At 54.9% G+C, this 16,529-nt stretch carries 13 protein-coding genes and 2 tRNA genes; 9 read left to right on the top strand and 6 right to left on the bottom strand.

Annotation, left to right across the window (positions count from 1 at the left end; genetic code table 11):
* Window positions 1–261: 261 nt before the first annotated feature.
* From GEOB_RS04280 to GEOB_RS04270, 3 genes are all read right to left on the bottom strand, one after another.
* Window positions 262–3,366, bottom strand: a complete 3,105-nt coding sequence (locus GEOB_RS04280) for an efflux RND transporter permease subunit (RefSeq protein WP_012645949.1) — start codon at window positions 3,364–3,366, stop codon at window positions 262–264.
* Window positions 3,367–3,524: 158 nt separating this feature from the next.
* A complete protein-coding gene (locus GEOB_RS04275) occupies window positions 3,525–4,781 on the bottom strand; it encodes an efflux RND transporter periplasmic adaptor subunit (protein ID WP_012645948.1) in 1,257 nt (418 codons plus the stop codon).
* Window positions 4,782–4,868: 87 nt separating this feature from the next.
* Entirely contained in the window at window positions 4,869–6,155 is a 1,287-nt protein-coding gene (locus tag GEOB_RS04270) for a TolC family protein (protein WP_012645947.1), read from the bottom strand.
* A 261-nt stretch (window positions 6,156–6,416) separates the two neighbouring features.
* Between GEOB_RS04270 and GEOB_RS20085 the strand changes: the two genes are divergently transcribed.
* From GEOB_RS20085 to GEOB_RS04225, 9 genes are all read left to right on the top strand, one after another.
* Window positions 6,417–6,674, top strand: a complete 258-nt coding sequence (locus tag GEOB_RS20085) for a hypothetical protein (RefSeq protein ID WP_154650452.1) — start codon at window positions 6,417–6,419, stop codon at window positions 6,672–6,674.
* A gap of 205 nt (window positions 6,675–6,879) precedes the next feature.
* Window positions 6,880–7,278 carry a DUF302 domain-containing protein gene (locus GEOB_RS04260; RefSeq protein ID WP_012645945.1) on the top strand — a complete coding sequence of 133 codons (399 nt, stop codon included), beginning with the start codon at window positions 6,880–6,882 and terminating at the stop codon, window positions 7,276–7,278.
* A 7-nt stretch (window positions 7,279–7,285) separates the two neighbouring features.
* A complete protein-coding gene (locus tag GEOB_RS04255; protein ID WP_012645944.1) occupies window positions 7,286–8,506 on the top strand; it encodes a sensor histidine kinase in 1,221 nt (406 codons plus the stop codon).
* 11 nt (window positions 8,507–8,517) lie between these two features.
* A complete protein-coding gene (locus GEOB_RS04250) occupies window positions 8,518–9,876 on the top strand; it encodes a sigma-54-dependent transcriptional regulator (RefSeq protein WP_012645943.1) in 1,359 nt (452 codons plus the stop codon).
* A gap of 161 nt (window positions 9,877–10,037) precedes the next feature.
* Window positions 10,038–10,328 (top strand): hypothetical protein, encoded by a 291-nt coding sequence (locus tag GEOB_RS04245; RefSeq protein ID WP_012645942.1) that lies wholly within the window; start codon window positions 10,038–10,040, stop codon window positions 10,326–10,328.
* Between the two features lie 14 nt (window positions 10,329–10,342).
* Complete coding sequence (locus GEOB_RS04240) at window positions 10,343–10,873, top strand: hypothetical protein (RefSeq protein WP_012645941.1); 531 nt, start codon at window positions 10,343–10,345, stop codon at window positions 10,871–10,873.
* A gap of 22 nt (window positions 10,874–10,895) precedes the next feature.
* Window positions 10,896–11,777 (top strand): transporter, encoded by an 882-nt coding sequence (locus GEOB_RS04235; RefSeq protein WP_012645940.1) that lies wholly within the window; start codon window positions 10,896–10,898, stop codon window positions 11,775–11,777.
* Window positions 11,778–11,800: 23 nt separating this feature from the next.
* Entirely contained in the window at window positions 11,801–12,694 is an 894-nt protein-coding gene (locus GEOB_RS04230) for a hypothetical protein (protein ID WP_012645939.1), read from the top strand.
* 136 nt (window positions 12,695–12,830) lie between these two features.
* Window positions 12,831–14,837: a monovalent cation:proton antiporter family protein gene (locus GEOB_RS04225; protein WP_012645938.1), complete on the top strand. Its 2,007-nt coding sequence runs from the start codon at window positions 12,831–12,833 to the stop codon at window positions 14,835–14,837.
* A gap of 159 nt (window positions 14,838–14,996) precedes the next feature.
* On the opposite strand, the gene GEOB_RS04220 is transcribed toward GEOB_RS04225, so the two are convergent.
* The 3 genes from GEOB_RS04220 to GEOB_RS04210 all read right to left on the bottom strand — a co-directional run bounded on the left by GEOB_RS04220 (window position 14,997) and on the right by GEOB_RS04210 (window position 16,524).
* Window positions 14,997–15,074, bottom strand: a tRNA-Glu gene (locus tag GEOB_RS04220).
* 1 nt (window position 15,075) lies between these two features.
* Window positions 15,076–15,151: transfer RNA gene (locus tag GEOB_RS04215), tRNA-Lys, on the bottom strand.
* A gap of 77 nt (window positions 15,152–15,228) precedes the next feature.
* On the bottom strand, window positions 15,229–16,524 hold the full coding sequence (locus GEOB_RS04210; protein WP_012645937.1) for an adenylosuccinate synthase: 1,296 nt from the start codon (window positions 16,522–16,524) through the stop codon (window positions 15,229–15,231).
* Window positions 16,525–16,529 lie beyond the last annotated feature (5 nt).

Here is a 16,529-nt window from a genome sequence, read left to right as displayed (position 1 = left end):
TAACTGATCAAGAGCAGCAACATCCTCCGCCAAATCCCGTAATTTCCTCTCTCACAGCCATTCTTATCAGACCGGAGGCGCACCCCACCCCGCTTTTTGGGATATAGCCAACCAGCATCCCAGCCAAAGGTCAAACTTACATACACCTTCTTTTATAGAGATCAGCAATTACAGTTACATGCCGCAGTGCGCGCAGAGATTGGCAGAAACTCTTCTCTTTTCCCCAGCACCCTCTGCGCACCCTGCGGTACATGTTTTTTATTACATTTCCATTTCGACCTTCCTCTTCTCGAACCAGCCATACACCGACGGGATGATCAGCAGTGTCAGCAGCGTCGAGGTAACCAGTCCCCCCACAACAACCGTTGCCAGTGGCTTCTGGATTTCAGAGCCCGTTCCGCTTGCCAGCAGCATGGGCATCAGACTGAAAATAGCGATTGATGCGGTCATCAGTACCGGACGCAATCGATCGAGACTTCCCTTCCTGATGGCCTCCTGCAATCCAAAGCCTTCATCACGCAGTTGCGAGATGCGCGATACCAGAACCAGCCCGTTCAGGACGGCAACGCCGAACAAAACGACAAATCCTACCGATGCCGGAACCGACAGATATTGCCCCGACATGAAGAGGGCGAAGACTCCGCCGATCAAGGCGAACGGCAGATTGCAGATGACCAGCAACGCCAGGCGGATCGATCTGAATGTGACGTACAGCAGCAGCAGTATCAAACCGATGGCTACCGGTCCGATGATCATCAGCTTGTTCATGGCCCGTTGCTGATTCTCGAATTGTCCACCCCAGGTGAGATAATAGCCGGCCGGCAGCTTGACCTGCTCCTTGATTTTCTGCTTGGCCTCGGCAACAAATCCGCCCATATCCCGGCCAGTGATGTTCATCTCGATGCCGATTCTTCTCACTCCGTCCTGGCGGCTGATCTGGGCCGGGCCTTCGATCATCTCCACTTCAGCCAGCTGTTCCAGCGGCACATTGATCCCGGTTTTCGTAGTGATCATCAGATTCTTGATCGCTTCCAGGGAATTCCTTTTTTCTTCCGGCAGGCGAACCGAGATATCGAAGCTGCGATTTTCCTCAAACAGCTGCGATGCTGCTTTACCAGCCACGGCAATTTCGATCACCTTTTGCACGTCACTGATATTCAGGCCATAGCGGGCAATCTTTGCCCGGTCGATGTTGACCGTCAGGTAGGGCTGCCCCGTAACTTTTTCCGCATTCAGATCGGTCCCACCCTTTACCGTGGACAGAACTTTGGCGATTTCGGCCGATTTCTCACTCAGCACATCGATATCTTCACCAAACAGCTTGAGAATCAGCTGCGCCCGTGTTCCGGCAAGGAGTTCGTCAATACGGCATTGGATCGGCTGACTGAAGCCGAAAGTAATGCCTGCAATCGATTCAAGAGATTCCCGCATCTCATTGATCAGCTCTTCTTTGGATATATCCCGCTTCCATTCGTCCTTCGGTTTGAAGATCCCCACGTAGCCGGTCTTGTCAGCCCCCCTGGTATCCAGGGCGACCCCGGTCTGCCCGGTTCGGCCCACGACAGTGTCCAATTCCGGAAACTGCTTCAGCTTCGCTGCGGCCATTTGGTTTACTTCCAAAGCCTTGGCCAGGGAAACACCGGGGAGCATGGAAACATCCATGTCAAACGAGCCTTCATCCATGATCGGGATGAACTCCGTTCCCAGCCGTGTTAACAGGAAGAGAGAAACAACCAGAAGCAGACCCGCAACACTCAACACCACGCGCTTCGTATTCATGGCATAGTCGAGCAGCGGCAGATAGAGCCTGCCGGCATGCTTCATGAGGAAACTCTCTTTTTCCGGGTGCGGTTTCAGAAACAGGATGCAGAGGACCGGGATAACGAATATTGACAGGAACAATGAGGCAAGAAGTGCAATTGTCACCGTTATAGCCAATGGGCCGAACATCTTTCCTTCGTGACCTTCCAGGGAAAGGATGGGGATGAAAGTGAGAGCAATGATAAGCTCGCCGAAGATACTCGGCTTTCTGACTTCCATGACCGCTTTCAGCACGGTCATTAATCCAGGGTGCTTTCCTCCCTCTTCGCTCAAATGTCGCTGGACGTTTTCCACCTGGATAATGGTCGTATCGATGATCATGCCGATGGAAATGGCCAGACCGCCGAGGGACATCAGGTTGGCGGTTATGCCGACAAGTTTCATGACGATGAATGTCGCCAATAGAGACAGCGGCAAGGCGATAAGGACGACAAAACTGCCCCGGAAACTGTTCAGCAAGAGGTACAGCACGATCAGGACCAGGATTGAGCCCTCGATCAGCGCTTTGTTGACGGTACCCACACTCGCTTTTACAATGTCGCTCCGGTCATAATAGGGAACAAGTTTGATCCCCTCCGGAAGCACATTGTTTTCATTCATTTCCTTTACTTTTTCCGCTACCCGGCGCACAACGTCACGGCTGTTTTCGCCGCGCAGCATCATGACGATGCCGCCGACACACTCATCCTTGCCGTCCTTCATGGCGGCGCCCATGCGGACCGCCTCGCCGACCTTGACCTGGGCCACATCGCGGATATACGTCGGAGTACCACCGGCAGACTTCAGGACGATATTTTCTATGTCGCTGACGTCTTTTATCAAACCGACCCCGCGGACGATGTACTGATCGGTGCCCCGCTCTAAGAGGTTGCCGCCGACGTTCTCGTTGTTGCTGCCGATGGCGGAATAGACATCGTCCACGGTTATGGCATATTTGAGCAGCTTTTCCGGGGCCACGATCACCTGGTACTGCTTGAAATACCCGCCGAAGGAGTTGATCTCGTTTACGCCGGCAACACTTTTCAGCTGGGGGGTGACAATCCACTCCTGAATGGTTCTCAGATTGGTCAAATAGGCGAGCTTCTGCTGTGGGTCAGCCGGCATCTTTCCTTCGAGGGTATATTGGTAAATCTCCCCCATGGCCGTGCCGATCGGCCCCATGGCTACCTCAACCCCCTTGGGGACCTTTTCACGGGCCTCCGCCAACCGCTCGAAAACCAGCTGGCGTGCAAAATAGATATCCACATTGTCCTTGAAGACAATGGTGACAATCGACAGGCCGAACTTGGTCACCGAACGCATTTGTTCGATGTCGGGCAGGCCCCGCATTGCCATTTCAATCGGGTAGGTTACATTCCTCTCAATTTCTAGTGCCGACAGTCCGTCGGCGTGACTTACCACTTCAACCTGAATGTTCGTTACATCCGGAAATGCATCGATCGGCAATTTCAGATAAGAATACAATCCCAAGGCAACAATCAGCAGGGAAAGGAAGATGACCATCCCTTTCTGCCGTAATGTGCAGGCAATTATTTTTTCCAGCATCGGTATTTTCTCCTGTTGCTGTGCAGTCAGCACCGGTTCATAATTCCCCACGTCCCCTTTAGGCCCTGTGGGTCCTCTTACCTTAAGAGGGGGCGAAAATGGCGACTTCATCGATGCTCCGCTCCAGTCACAACGTTACGTCCCTCAGGACAGGGGGGTTACTCTCCGTGGCCATGCTCGTCGACGAGTTCGCCCTTCTTTATTTCCGACTTGAGAATGAATGCTCCTTTGATTGCATAGCGATCACCCTCTTTCAGGCCGGAGACAATCTCGACCATGCCGCCTGCCGTCCGGCCTGCCTGAACCTGGCGCACGGCGAACTCTGCATCACTTTCCGCGATGAAGACGACCTTTTTACCATCCAGGTCCTGCACGGCATCTTCGGGAACAGCCAGAACCGGCGGTGCACCAGCCGAAAGCGCCAATTCGACAGTAGCGAACATCTCCGGTTTCAGCTTCCGACCGGGATTGGGAACTTCAATCCGCGCTTTAACAGTTCTGGTAGTCTCGTCAACTAAATCGGCGATGTACGTGATACGACCTTTCAGCTTCTGGTCGGGAAATGCGCCTACCGAGACAATGGCCGGCTGTCCCCTACGCACCTTGGCCAGGTCCTTTTCGTGAATGTCCACCAACACCCATACCGACGAGAGGTCGGCAACGGTGTAGAGGCTCTTGGAGGGATCGGCCAGTTCGCCGACGATAGCGTGTTTTTCGGTAATGATGCCGCCGATTGGGGAGCGTACCGGCAGACGCGGCTTTTTGTGGCCGTCTCCTTTGAGGTCAGACGCAGAAACACCATACAGCGACAAGCGCTCTTCGTCGGTATGCAGCTCGGTTTGGGCGGTCTTGTAATCGGTTTCCGCCTGGAGGATATCTTTGCGAGCGGCAATCTTCTTTTCCACAAGGGCCTTGATCCGGTCCATATTCGACTGGGCCAGGGCAAGTTTCGTTTTCGACTGTTGGTAACGGTTGAGGGCTTCCCCCAGTTCGATGCTGTCCAGGGTCGCCAAGGATTGTCCGGAAGCCACGCTATCCCCTAAAGAGGCCTTAACGGCGACTATCTTGCCTGAGATGCGCGGTGAGACATGAGCGATTCGGTCGGCATTGGCCTCAACCTTACCGGTGGCGCTGATCATACCGGCAATGGGCTGCTTCTTCGCAACGGTCACTACCACGCCATTCTCCTTCTGTACCTCGGCGGTCATCTTGACGCTGCCAGCCTCACTCTTTTCCTCATGGCCCTCATGTCCTCCCTTCTCTTCCTTGTGTTCCTTCTCTTCGTGGACACCCTTTTCGTCCTTATGTTCGGCATGCTCGTCACCTCCTGTTACGGAATGGGTCAGCTGGTAGGCGACGCCCCCCCCCAGGACCAGGGCAAGGATGAGTCCGATGATGATTGCTTTCTTGTTCACGGTTTCCTCCAAATACGTTGGTCGTGTAGGGGCAAACCTTGTGTTTGCCCTTATCTGGACGATCACAAGGATCGCCCCTACGATAGATTAATCAAATGACACACCCACCGCCGCCTCCAGCTTTGTCAGCGCCAGCTGCCGGCTGTGAAGCGCCGTAAGGTAAGCTTCATTGCTTTCGAAGAATTTCTTTTGTTCCTGGATGACGGCCAGAATGCCGACTTCACCGAGGCGATATGCTTCCTGGGTCAGCTTCAGGTTTTCTTCAAGCTGGGGAATGATGTTCGATTTGTAGAGTGAGAGGATCTTATCGGCATTGAGATAGCTGGCATGGGCAGTCTCTACTTCCCGTTCAGCTCTCCTTGTGGCTGCAGTAAAACGGCTGTCGGTAGTACTCCGCTTGGCCCTGGCTTCTTGAATACCGGCCTGATTTTTATCGAACACCGGAATGGGGATCGACAGCTTCACGCCGACGATATAGTCCGTGTCCTTGCCTTCCACTCCGCCCACCTCTATGGTCGTTGCCTCGCGTGTTACCGTGAAGCCGGCGGTAAGGTTCGGGATGGCTTCCGACTTGGCAAGGGCAATATCCGCTTCCCCCTTTGATTTTTCCGCCTCCAATACTTTCAGATCAGGACGTTTCACGAGCGCCAGCTGTTTCAGATCGACCAGACTCTTTGCCGTAGGCAGGTCATTATCCAGATTCCCTGCAATCGCCGGAGATTCAATGGCCGGCAACCCCATCAGCGTGAAAAGTCTGGCGCGGTTTTGCAGCAGCGCACGCTCGACCTCGATTCGTGTACCTTCACTGCGCGTCAATTCCACTTTGACCAGATTCATTTCCAGCTCCGGAATGTCTCCGGCGGCCAGACGCTCCTTTGTCACATCAAGGAGTTGTCTATTGAGTGCAATGGAACGGTCCGTCAGGTTAAGCCGCTGTTCAGCCAGTATGGCGTCATAGAATGCCATCTTGACCTCTTCGCGGAGCGCTCGTTCACGATCAGCCAGTTGCCACCGGTACGCTGCCAGTTCCTGTTCAGCGATGACGAGCCGTTTATGGCGTTTTCCGGCCAGCAGGAACTCCTGGGAAATCCCTAGCGACAGGCTGTTTTCGGCGCTGCTGCCGGTCAGGGCACCGGTGCCTCCGTTCAGTTCGAGGGTAGGATTGGGCAGCAGTCCCGCACGGTTTTTACCGGCATCGCGAATGCCTTTCTCTTCACGGAACGATTTGAGATCACCGTTGTTCTGTAACGAAATTTCGATTACCTGCGGCAACGCCAGCTTCTGTGTCTCGGCGAATACCGGTGCAGAAGTCAGAAAACAGAGGATGCCGGGCACAAAGAGCCAAGCTCCTTTTCCAAATACAGTTGTTCCCAAAGGAAAAACCTCCTTTATTCTGTTTATTCGTTTTGGTGCGACAATACTAAAGGATACGGGGAAATACCACGACTGAAGACGCGGAGCAACTATCCCTGAACAAGGGCGAACTACTCCCGTCGAAGCTGGTCAGGCTTGATTCTGAGGAGGAACAAACTTGGAAAGATAGACTTCGGGTAAGTGCTTGAAGGGATCAGACGAGCTAAAACTAATGATGATTGGCTTGTAACTGAGGTGGAATTGCTGGACCGTAAGAGGTGCATGGCAAACGCAATTGATGCAGGCGTCGCAATCATTGTGGTTCTGGTCCTGTTCCGGGGGGGAACAAGGGCACTGGTGAGATTGTATCTTTTGACAGGAGGTAGGGTCGCCGGCCATGGGCAGGCAGTTTTGCACGGCATGGGCGTTTTCCGTGACGCAATGCAGCGTCACGGTCATTACGACCAGAAGAAGAATCCAGGAAATGAATTTAACAGCCGCTGTTTTACCCATGGGACTTTTATAGTGGGTCGGTTGTAGAATGTCAAGAAATTAGCCGGGTCTTATCATCCATATTCGCTTTCATGCGCTCACCTTGCTCAAGGGGCTAAATCTGGTACCATGGAAGTACCCGCCATTCAGTGACCAGCCACAAAATCCATCGACTTTCTCCCACCTCCTGTGGCATGCTGTTTTGGTCCTGAGTTGCGAGGGACCTTCACTACCTTTCAGCAAGGAGCTCGCCATGGACCTGCAGACACCATATGCTTTCGGTAAAACAGTGCAGTCTTCATTCGAGGAAACGGAAACGAAAGTACGAAAAGAGCTGCTCCAGGAGGGTTTCGGTATTCTCACCGAAATCGATGTCTCCCGCAAGTTCAAGGAGAAGCTGGACAGGAATTTTCGCAAATATGTCATTTTAGGGGCATGCAACCCGGCAATGGCCTGGGAGGCATTCGCCAGGGAGCTGAATATCGGCACCCTGCTCCCCTGCAATGTGGTTGTTTACGAGACGGATGACGGCAGCACCGCCGTCATGATAATGGACCCGGTGGCAGCCCTGGCCCTGATCGGCAATCCGGAAATATCCCAGCTGGCCGGAAAGGTCAGGGAGAAAATGGAGCGGGTGCTGTCGGTACTGTGAGAAACTGATGCTGAAAAGAGTTGTTCTGCTTGTCGGTATAGTCTTGACCACGTCACTATGCTGGTTTGCAGTACGCAATTATCACGATGCTTCTGCCATTGCCGAAGAAAATCTTCGCGGCGTCGCCCTCTCCATAACCTCGGCCGTGGAAAATATCGTCTATCATGATCCCTCTCTGGAGACGCTTGAGGGGCTCCACCCTGCCGATATGGCCTTTCTCGCCCTGACCGACGACAAAGGCATCTATCGCTTTCACTCCAACCCCGATCTGATCGGCCAACCGGTCGAAGCCCCTCGCCCCGCAGCAGCCGGCGAGACCGGTGAGAGCCGCGTCACCCTCGGCACCGGAGAAAAAGCCTACCAATACATTACCCCAATCCACCTCCCGAGCAGCACCCTTAAACTGCACCTCACCCTCCATACCTATCGGGCAGACACCGTTATCCGCAAGGCGAAACTCAACATGGCGATCCTCTTTTCGCTGCTAATGGCCGGCTGGATCCTCTCCGCTGTCATCTACCGCTTCGCCCTCAGGGAAAAACAACACCAGCGAGAAATGGCCCACCGGAAAGACCTTGCCAGGCTGGGAGAAATGGGCGCCATGCTCGCCCACGAAATCAGAAACCCCCTGGCAGGAATCAAGGGTTTCGCCCAGGTGATCGGGAAAAAGCCGATGGATGAACGAAACAGTGCCTTTGCCGGAAAGATCGTCGCAGAAACGTTGCGACTGGAAAGCCTGGTCTTCAATCTCCTCTCCTATGCCCGCAGTGGACCGATTTCTGCAACTGATTTCGTGGTATGTGGCCTTATCGAAGGGGCTGTTGCCCTGGTCAGGGGAGAGGTGGAAGCAAAAGGAGTTATCATATCCATTAAATGCCCGGAAGACTTGAGGCTAAGTGGCGACCGGGATCGTCTTGGACAGGTGATGCTCAATCTGCTGCAGAACGCTGTACAGGCCGTTTCCCATGGGGGAATGGTCGATATCGTTGCCGATCGGTCACAGGCAGGGGTGACCATGGTCATTACCGACAATGGAGCAGGTATCGGCAAAGAAGTAGCAGAGCGGATCTTTGAACCGTTTTTTACCACCAAAGCCAGAGGGACAGGCCTCGGGCTCGCCATTTGCAAAAAGATCGTCGAGGAACACGGCGGCACCATCGGCGTGGCCGGCAAACCCGGCCGGGGCGCCGCGATTACCTTGACTTTTCCCGCCGCCATGGCGGCGTAGGGAGGCTTCGAGTGTTAACAAAAGGTTGCATTCTGTTGATCGAGGATGACGAAACCTTCAGGAGCTTTCTCCAGACCATACTGGAGGACGAAGGTTATGAAGTGCGTCTGGCAGGTGATGGCCGTGAGGGGGACCGGGTGCTTGCGAGGGAGAGCTTCGATTTGGTCATTACCGATCTGAAAATGCCGGGCAAAAGCGGCCTTGAGCTGTTTCGGGAAACGAGACAGGATCCTGGCTCGCCCCCATTCATCTTTTTGACCGCCTTCGGCACGGTGGATGAGGCAGTGGCCGCCATGAAGGAAGGGGCTGTCGATTTTCTCACCAAGCCCCTTGCCGCTCCGGAAGCGCTCCTCTCCCTGGTTGCCAGGACCATGGAGAGCCAGACTAGAAACCGGGCTTTTCTTTCCCTGAAGGAAGCAGAAGCGGCAGGCCTTCCCCCCGAAGAACTTGTCTTTGCCGGGCAAGTCATGCAGACGCTACGAAAGATGGTTTACGATGTGGCGGCAACGACCGCCAACGTCCTTGTCTGTGGAGAAAGCGGCACCGGTAAGGAGCTGGTTGCCAGGACCGTACACCTCCTCAGCCCAAGAAGCAGGTTGCCTTTTGTCGCTCTCAACTGTGCAGCAATCCCGGAAAATCTCCTGGAAAGCGAACTTTTCGGCCATGAACGGGGAGCATTCACCGGAGCATTGCAGGCGCGACAGGGGAAATTCGAGCTGGCAGCTGGGGGAACCATCTTCCTCGACGAGGTGGGGGAAATGCCGCCGGCTGTCCAGGCAAAGATGCTGCGCGTTATCCAGGAACGCGTCTTCGAACGGGTTGGCGGGCGAAAAGAAATCAAGGTCGACGTGCGTATCATAGCCGCTACCAACCGCCACCTGGAGGATGAAGTTGCCGCGAGGCGCTTCCGCGAAGATCTGTATTACCGCCTGAATGTCTTCCCGCTGCTGCTCCCACCGCTACGTGAGCGGCTAGATGCCTTGCCGGCCCTGGTGGATTTCTTCCTGCAACGTTTCTGCCGTCAACTCAATAAGAAGCTGCAGCGAATAGAGCCGGAGGTACTCAGGGCCATGCGCTCCCATCCTTGGCCAGGCAACGTGCGGGAGTTGCAGAACGTCATGGAACGAGCAGCTATCCTTGCCCACGACTGTATCAGACCTGAACATCTGCCCGAATCGCTTTTCAACCGCCAAGTCCAGGAAAAGCCAGGAGGCAGCAGAGATATGCTGCGCAGCATGGAGCGGGAAATGATCGTCAAGGCCTTGCAGAAAAACCGTGGCAACCGCAGACTGACGGCCGACGAGCTGGGAATTTCCCGTCGGACCCTGCAATACAGGCTCAGGGAATACGACCTCATTGGCGAGACATAGGATGGTGCAATCCTTTCACCACTAGTGCAATTTTCTGCACCACATCCATCAAGGCTGCCCATTGTCTTAAGCAATGATTTCGCAATGTTGCAGGGAATAGTCCCCTTGGCATAGAACATGGAATAACTCCTTCAGCAAAACATCCCAGAGAAGGAGGAACCATGAAAAAAACATTGATCTATACGGTCACGGCAATTGTCGTCCTTGCCGGTGCCTTCCCCGCGTTTGCCAAGGGAAGCAACGGATCACGGGGCAACGGCAACGGCGGTTGTGCCAACTGCCAGAACAGAGCAGCTGCAACCAAGCCTGCCTGCGACGGCACCGGTCCGAAGGGACAGGGGACAGGAAATCAACGCCCCATGGACGGCCGCGGCAAGCAGTATCAGAGAGATGCAACCGTATCGCAACCGGCACCTGCACAGACCGAACAGGCGCCACCACCGAACAATTGAAAAGGTAACACCCCATGCCCAGCCGCCATGTCTTCATCTTGATTGCCGCAACCATCCTGTGCCCGGTTTTGACCGGAGCTGCATGGGCCGGTTTTGGTTTCGGCAGCGACTCCACCAGGAGCGGTCTTGACCTGAACGGCGGCTACGATATCAATACCGTCACCACCATTAACGGTACAGTCATCGGCCCTCCCCGCAATTCCCCGGAAAAACAGGTCACGATCACGGTCAAAAGCAGCGACGAAATCATCAATATTTGCGTCGGTCCGTCATCGTTCTGGGAAACAAAGGGCATCGCCATAAACGTCAACGACGAAGTGACCGCCAAGGGCTCACTGGCCCAGGGGCAGGATGGCAAGAGTTATCTCATGGCCCAGAAGCTTACCGACAAGACCCGCGGCAGCCGGGTGGAGCTTCGCGACGAGAAGGGTATCGGTCTCTGGTCGGGACGGGGCATGGGGGAAATGCGCTTGAATCGCACCGAACGGAGCATGGGCTTCCGAGGCGGCATGATGCGTGGCGGTGGCGGCATGATGCGGCGGTAATAAATCGGGAGATTCAAGGAGAATGGGAAAAAAAGTGACGACAAAAGTACTGTTTAAGGTAATGGCGTTAACTGTTGTATCCATTGTTGCAGCATCAACAGCAGAAGCTTCCGACCGGTTGCTTTCACTGGGGCTCGGAATGGAATTCACATCGGGAAGCTACGGTAGCCCGGTCCGCACCGACTCCATCGTCGTTCCCCTGACGGTCACCGTAACCCCCGGGGAGCGCGCAGCCTTCTCCGTGGAATTTCCCTGGGTGCGACAGAGCAACAGCAACGTGGTTGCAGGCCAGTTCCGGCAGATGCTGGGACAGCAGTCAGGGATGGCCAAGGCAACCGAAGCCATGGGGACACCAGGCTCCGGATCGGGCATGACCGGAAGCGGCGCCACAGCAATGACCACCAGCGACACCGGCAGGGCCCAGAGCGGCCTCGGCGACATCACCCTGCGCGCCGGCTACATCATGGCCAAAGAAGGGGCGATACTGCCGCAGATCCGCCCTCACCTGTCGGTGAAGATCCCCACTGCCGACAGCGACAGGGGCCTGGGAACCGGCAAGTTCGACGAGGGCTTTGCCATTGAATTCTTCAAATGGTTCGGCGACTGGCAGACCGTCGTCGAACCGGGCTACACCTTTCAGGGCAAGGTAGACGGCCTCTCCTTGAAAAACTACTTCAGCCTGAACGGCGGCCTCGGCTACCAGGTTACCGACAACTTCATGCCGGCCTTCATCCTCAAAAGCTCTACGGCTCTCACCGAAGATGCAACGGCATTGCTGGAAGCACGCCTGAAGCTGATCTACCAGGTAACATCAAAGATAGGCATCGAATTTTACGCAGCCAAAGGAATAACATCCTCAACCGCAGATTACAGTACCGGATTCTCCGTTTTCTACGATCTGTAGCCAACAAAAAAGGAGCAAGCAAAATGAAAAAGATATGTGCGATTCTCGTAGCGACAAGCATGGGGTTAATCGCCGCCTGTGGCGGCAGCAGCAGTGTTGAAGGCACCCCGGTGGCAGGGGTAGTCGCCGACGGATACCTGCAGAATGCCCTGGTCTTCATGGACAAGAACAGTAACTACCAGCTGGACAGCGGCGAGCCATCCGCCACCACCGATGCCACCGGCGCTTACACACTGACCATTGCTCCAGAGGACGTGGGGAAATATCCGATTGTGGCCATTGCCGTGGCGGGACAGACCATCGACCAGGATAATCCCGGCGTGACCATCGACAAAACCTATGTGCTCTGCACCCCGGGCGCCGGGGTCTCGGGAACAGTCAGCAACTTCATCAGCCCCATCTCCACCCTGCTCAGGGAAAAGCTTGAGGCCAATCCGGGCATGACCCTGGCCGAAGCCACCACCCAGTTGCGCAACCAGCTTGGCATGCCTGTCGGCATGAACATTCTAGGCGATTATGTGGCCGGCGCCAGAGCCGGACAATACCAGACAAATTATCAGGCCATGCACCAGGTAGCCCGGCAGATGGCCGGACTGATGGCAAGCCAGTCGGGGCTGGTCATGAACGGCACCACCAGCGCCAACGGCACCCGCTTCCGCGGCATGATGGGCCAGATCAACGAGAATCTGCCCCAGATCAGCGATAACGCCAGTCGGGGATTCGGCATGAACAGCGACTTCATGATTTCCATGCAGAGCCAGATGCAGACCCAACTGGCAGGAATACCAACTACCAGCTTCAGGAATTTCTCCTCAGCCTTCCGCAATATGACCAGCTATAACTATTTCTGGAACTACAGCGGCGGCAGGATGCAGCCCATGAGCGGCTCCATGGGTGGGGGCATGATGGGTCGCTGACAGCCCTTTCCCAAAACATCATGAGCACCTTTTATAAACACAAGCAGGGCCGCTTTGCCAGGCGGCCCTGCTTGTGTTATAAACCATATGCATTCCCGGCGACACGATTTCCTCAGCAATCACGGAGAAACGGCATATGGCATACGAGGCCCTGCGCGACATCGAAATTCTCTTTGGACTGGCACTGGTTACCGTAGTCATCTTCCGGCGATTGAAGTTTCCTTCCATCGTCGGCTTTCTCGTTACCGGCATTCTGGCAGGACCACACGCTTCCGGCCTCATCGGCAATACCCACCAGGTGGAGCAGATGGCCGAAATAGGGGTCGTGCTGCTTCTCTTCACCATCGGCATCGAATTTTCCCTCAAGGAACTGATGAGGATCAAGCAGTTGGTGATTCTGGGGGGAGGCCTTCAGGTTGTCCTCACCATCGTCGTTATTGCAGTTGCCGGAACGCTCTTCGATTTTTCCCTCAACCAATCCATCTTCTTCGGTTTTCTCGTCGCCCTTTCCAGCACAGCGATCTTAATCAAGCTCCTGTCCGATGCGGGAGAGCTGGATACTCCCCACGGCAAGACCGCCCTCGGAATTCTCATATTTCAGGACCTTTGTATCGTGCCGCTGATGCTTTTCACTCCCCTGTTGGGAGGTAACGGCAACGGCTGGCAGGAGGTCGCATTTATTATCGGCAAAGCGGCCGCCGTCATTATCGCAGCCCATTACAGCGCCGGCTTTTTTGTACCATGGATTTTCGCCCAGGTTGTCAAGACCCGGAGCAGAGAGCTGTTCATCCTGACGATCATCTTCATCGGCATGGGAACTGCCTGGCTGACCGCCCAGGCCGGCCTGTCACTGGCACTGGGCGCCTTCATCGCCGGTCTGGCCATCTCCGAATCCGAATACAGCCATCAGGCTTTGAGTGATATCATTCCTTTCCGCGAAGCATTCATGAGCCTCTTTTTCATCTCGGTGGGCATGCTGCTCGATCCAGTCATTCTCTTCACCAGCCCCGTCCTCATCGCCGGATTGGTGCTGACCATCATCCTCATAAAAACACTGGTTACAACCGGTGCAGCCATGGCCCTGGGGCTCCCCATGCGGATTGCCCTCACTGCCGGTCTTTCCCTGGCGCAAATCGGCGAATTCTCCTTTGTCCTCAGCCAGTCGGGCTTGAAGCATGGGCTTTTGAGCAGCGAGGCTTACCAGATGTTTCTGGCTGCATCCATTGCCACGATGGGGCTGACGCCTCTCTGTATGAAAATCGCTGCACCGGTCGCCGAGCAGCTGGCCGCCCGCCTCCCCCATTCCTGGACCCGCGGGAAAAGCATGTTCGCCGGCAACGGGAAGAAAACCACCCTCACCGATCACGTCATCATCGTCGGCTACGGTATGAACGGCAAAAATCTGGCCCGGGTATTAAGGCATTTGAAGATCCCTTACGTTGCTGTGGAAACTAATCCATTTACCGTCAAAGCCGAAAAAAAGAAGGGCCAGCACATTATCTTCGGCGATGCTTCCAAGCCCGAAATTCTTGAGCATGCAGGGATCGAAAACGCCCGGATCATGGTCATCGCCATTTCCGATGCCGCCGCCAGCAGGCGGGTGGCAGCCCTGGCACGACATATGAATCCCGCCATACATGTAATTGTCCGAACCAGGTACCTGCTGGAGGTCGAACCGCTCTTCAAGCTAGGAGTCAATGAAGTAATCCCGGAGGAATTCGAAACCTCAGTTGAAATCCTTTCCAGGGTGCTGAAAAGATTCCTCGTTCCCCAGGATGTGATTGAAAACTGTGTCGCAGAGGTAAGGAAGGATGGCTACGAAATGCTCCGTTCCGTCAGCAAAAGGCACAGTCACGCTGTCGGCATTGCCGGGTTTCTTGCCGGAGCCGAGATCGGAACCTTCACCGTCCACAAAGGGGCAACTATTGAAGGGACAACCCTGCGGGAAGGAATTTTGCGCAGCAGGTCGGGGGCAAGCATCCTGGCAATAAAGAGGGGAGAGGAAGTGGCGCCGAACCCAGACCCGGTATGGGAATTGAAGGAAAGGGACGTGGTCCTGCTTCTGGGGAGCGCCGAACAGCTGGCAGCTGCTGCAAAGCTGTTCGAGGCGGGGAAAAAGGAGAAGGGATCGGAACCAGGATGAGCAATTCCAGCCTACCTGCAAAAGGTTTTAAACGAAACACCAGGTAACCGGCACCGCTCCTGCCTGGGTCATTCTCTGGATCGCCACCAAGGTGGGCCGTCATTGGACCTTGAAGACAAAAAAAGCCCTTTCAGAGTTACCTGAAAGGGCTATCATTTTTGGCGTCCCCTACCGGATTTGAACCGGTGTCGCCGCCGTGAAAGGGCGGTGTCCTGGGCCGGGCTAGACGAAGGGGACATGGTGAGCCGCGTTGGGGTCGAACCAACGACCACCTGATTAAAAGTCAGGTGCTCTACCGACTGAGCTAGCGGCTCGTTACTACGTGCTGCAGTGAAGTTCGATTTATAGCAAAAAGATTTTCCACCGTCAACATTTTTTTCGCTAAAATCCTTTAAGCTTCAAAAGGATTCTTCAACATGATGGTCTGGTCACGCCGGGGACCAACGGATACCAGCACGATCGGACAACCGGCCAGCTCTTCCAGACGCTTCACATAAGTTCTTGCCTTCTCCGGCAAGTCGTCAAATGATCTGGCTGCGGTTATATCCGTCTGCCACCCTGGCATTTCCTCGTATACAGGCTGGCATTTCTCGAATATATCAAGATTGGCGGGAAGTTCGCTCAGGAACTTGCCGTTGTACGAATAGCCGGTGCATATTTTAATTGTTTCAAAATCGCTGAGAACGTCAAGCTTGGTAAGTGCAATTCCCGTAAGACCATTGACCCGCACAGCATATTTTATCACCAGAGCATCGAACCAGCCGCAGCGGCGGGGACGCCCGGTGGTTGCGCCGAATTCGCCACCAGTCTGACGAAGCTTTTCGCCGTCGGCATCCTCCAGCTCTGTGGGAAAGGGGCCGCTACCGACACGGGTGACATAGGCCTTGGATATGCCGATGATCTCGTTGATGTCTCTCGGGCTCGCTCCGGTACCGGTGCAGGCGCCACCGGCACAGGTGGAAGATGAGGTCACGTAAGGGTAGGTGCCATGATCCACGTCCAGAAGTGTTCCCTGAGCTCCTTCGAAGAGCAGTTTTTTGCCGGCCTTGAGGTCTTGATGCAGCACGAGCGTGGTATCGGCAACATAGGTGCGCAAGGTATCGGCAAAGGCACTGTATTCGTCGAATATCTCCTCAAAGGAAAATGGCTTCTCACCCAGCATCTTCTCGAGAAGGAAATTTTTTTCTTCGAGACTCTCCTTCAGCTTGCGGGTGAAGACCTGCTTGTCCAGAAGATCCATGAGACGGATACCCCGCCGGCCGATTTTGTCTTCGTAAGCAGGGCCGATCCCTCTGCCGGTGGTGCCGATCTTCTTGGCGCCGCTCTTGGCTTCACGGGCAATATCTATCCGCTTGTGATAAGGCATGATGATATGCAGCGATTCGGAAAGGAGCAGGACGCCATCATCCTGAAATTTCCCCTTGGCTTTCAGGTTGGTAATCTCCCTGATGAAGACTTCCGGATCGAGCACCACACCGTTGCCTATGATGCAGCGTTTTCCCTTATGCAGTATTCCCGATGGAATCAGATGCAGAACGATCTTCTCATCGCCGACCACCAGCGTGTGCCCGGCATTATTACCACCCTGATATCGCACCACATCGTCCGCAAATTCCGTATAGATGTCGACGACCTTTCCTTTTCCCTCGTCGCCCCACTGGGCTCCAACTACCACGACGTTAGCCATTGACG

Origin of the sequence: Geotalea daltonii FRC-32, assembly GCF_000022265.1 — a bacterium.
GTDB classification, from domain to species: domain Bacteria; phylum Desulfobacterota; class Desulfuromonadia; order Geobacterales; family Geobacteraceae; genus Geotalea; species Geotalea daltonii.
The sequence above is the reverse complement of the archived record's forward strand: the minus strand, read 5'-3'. Positions and strand labels throughout refer to the sequence as shown.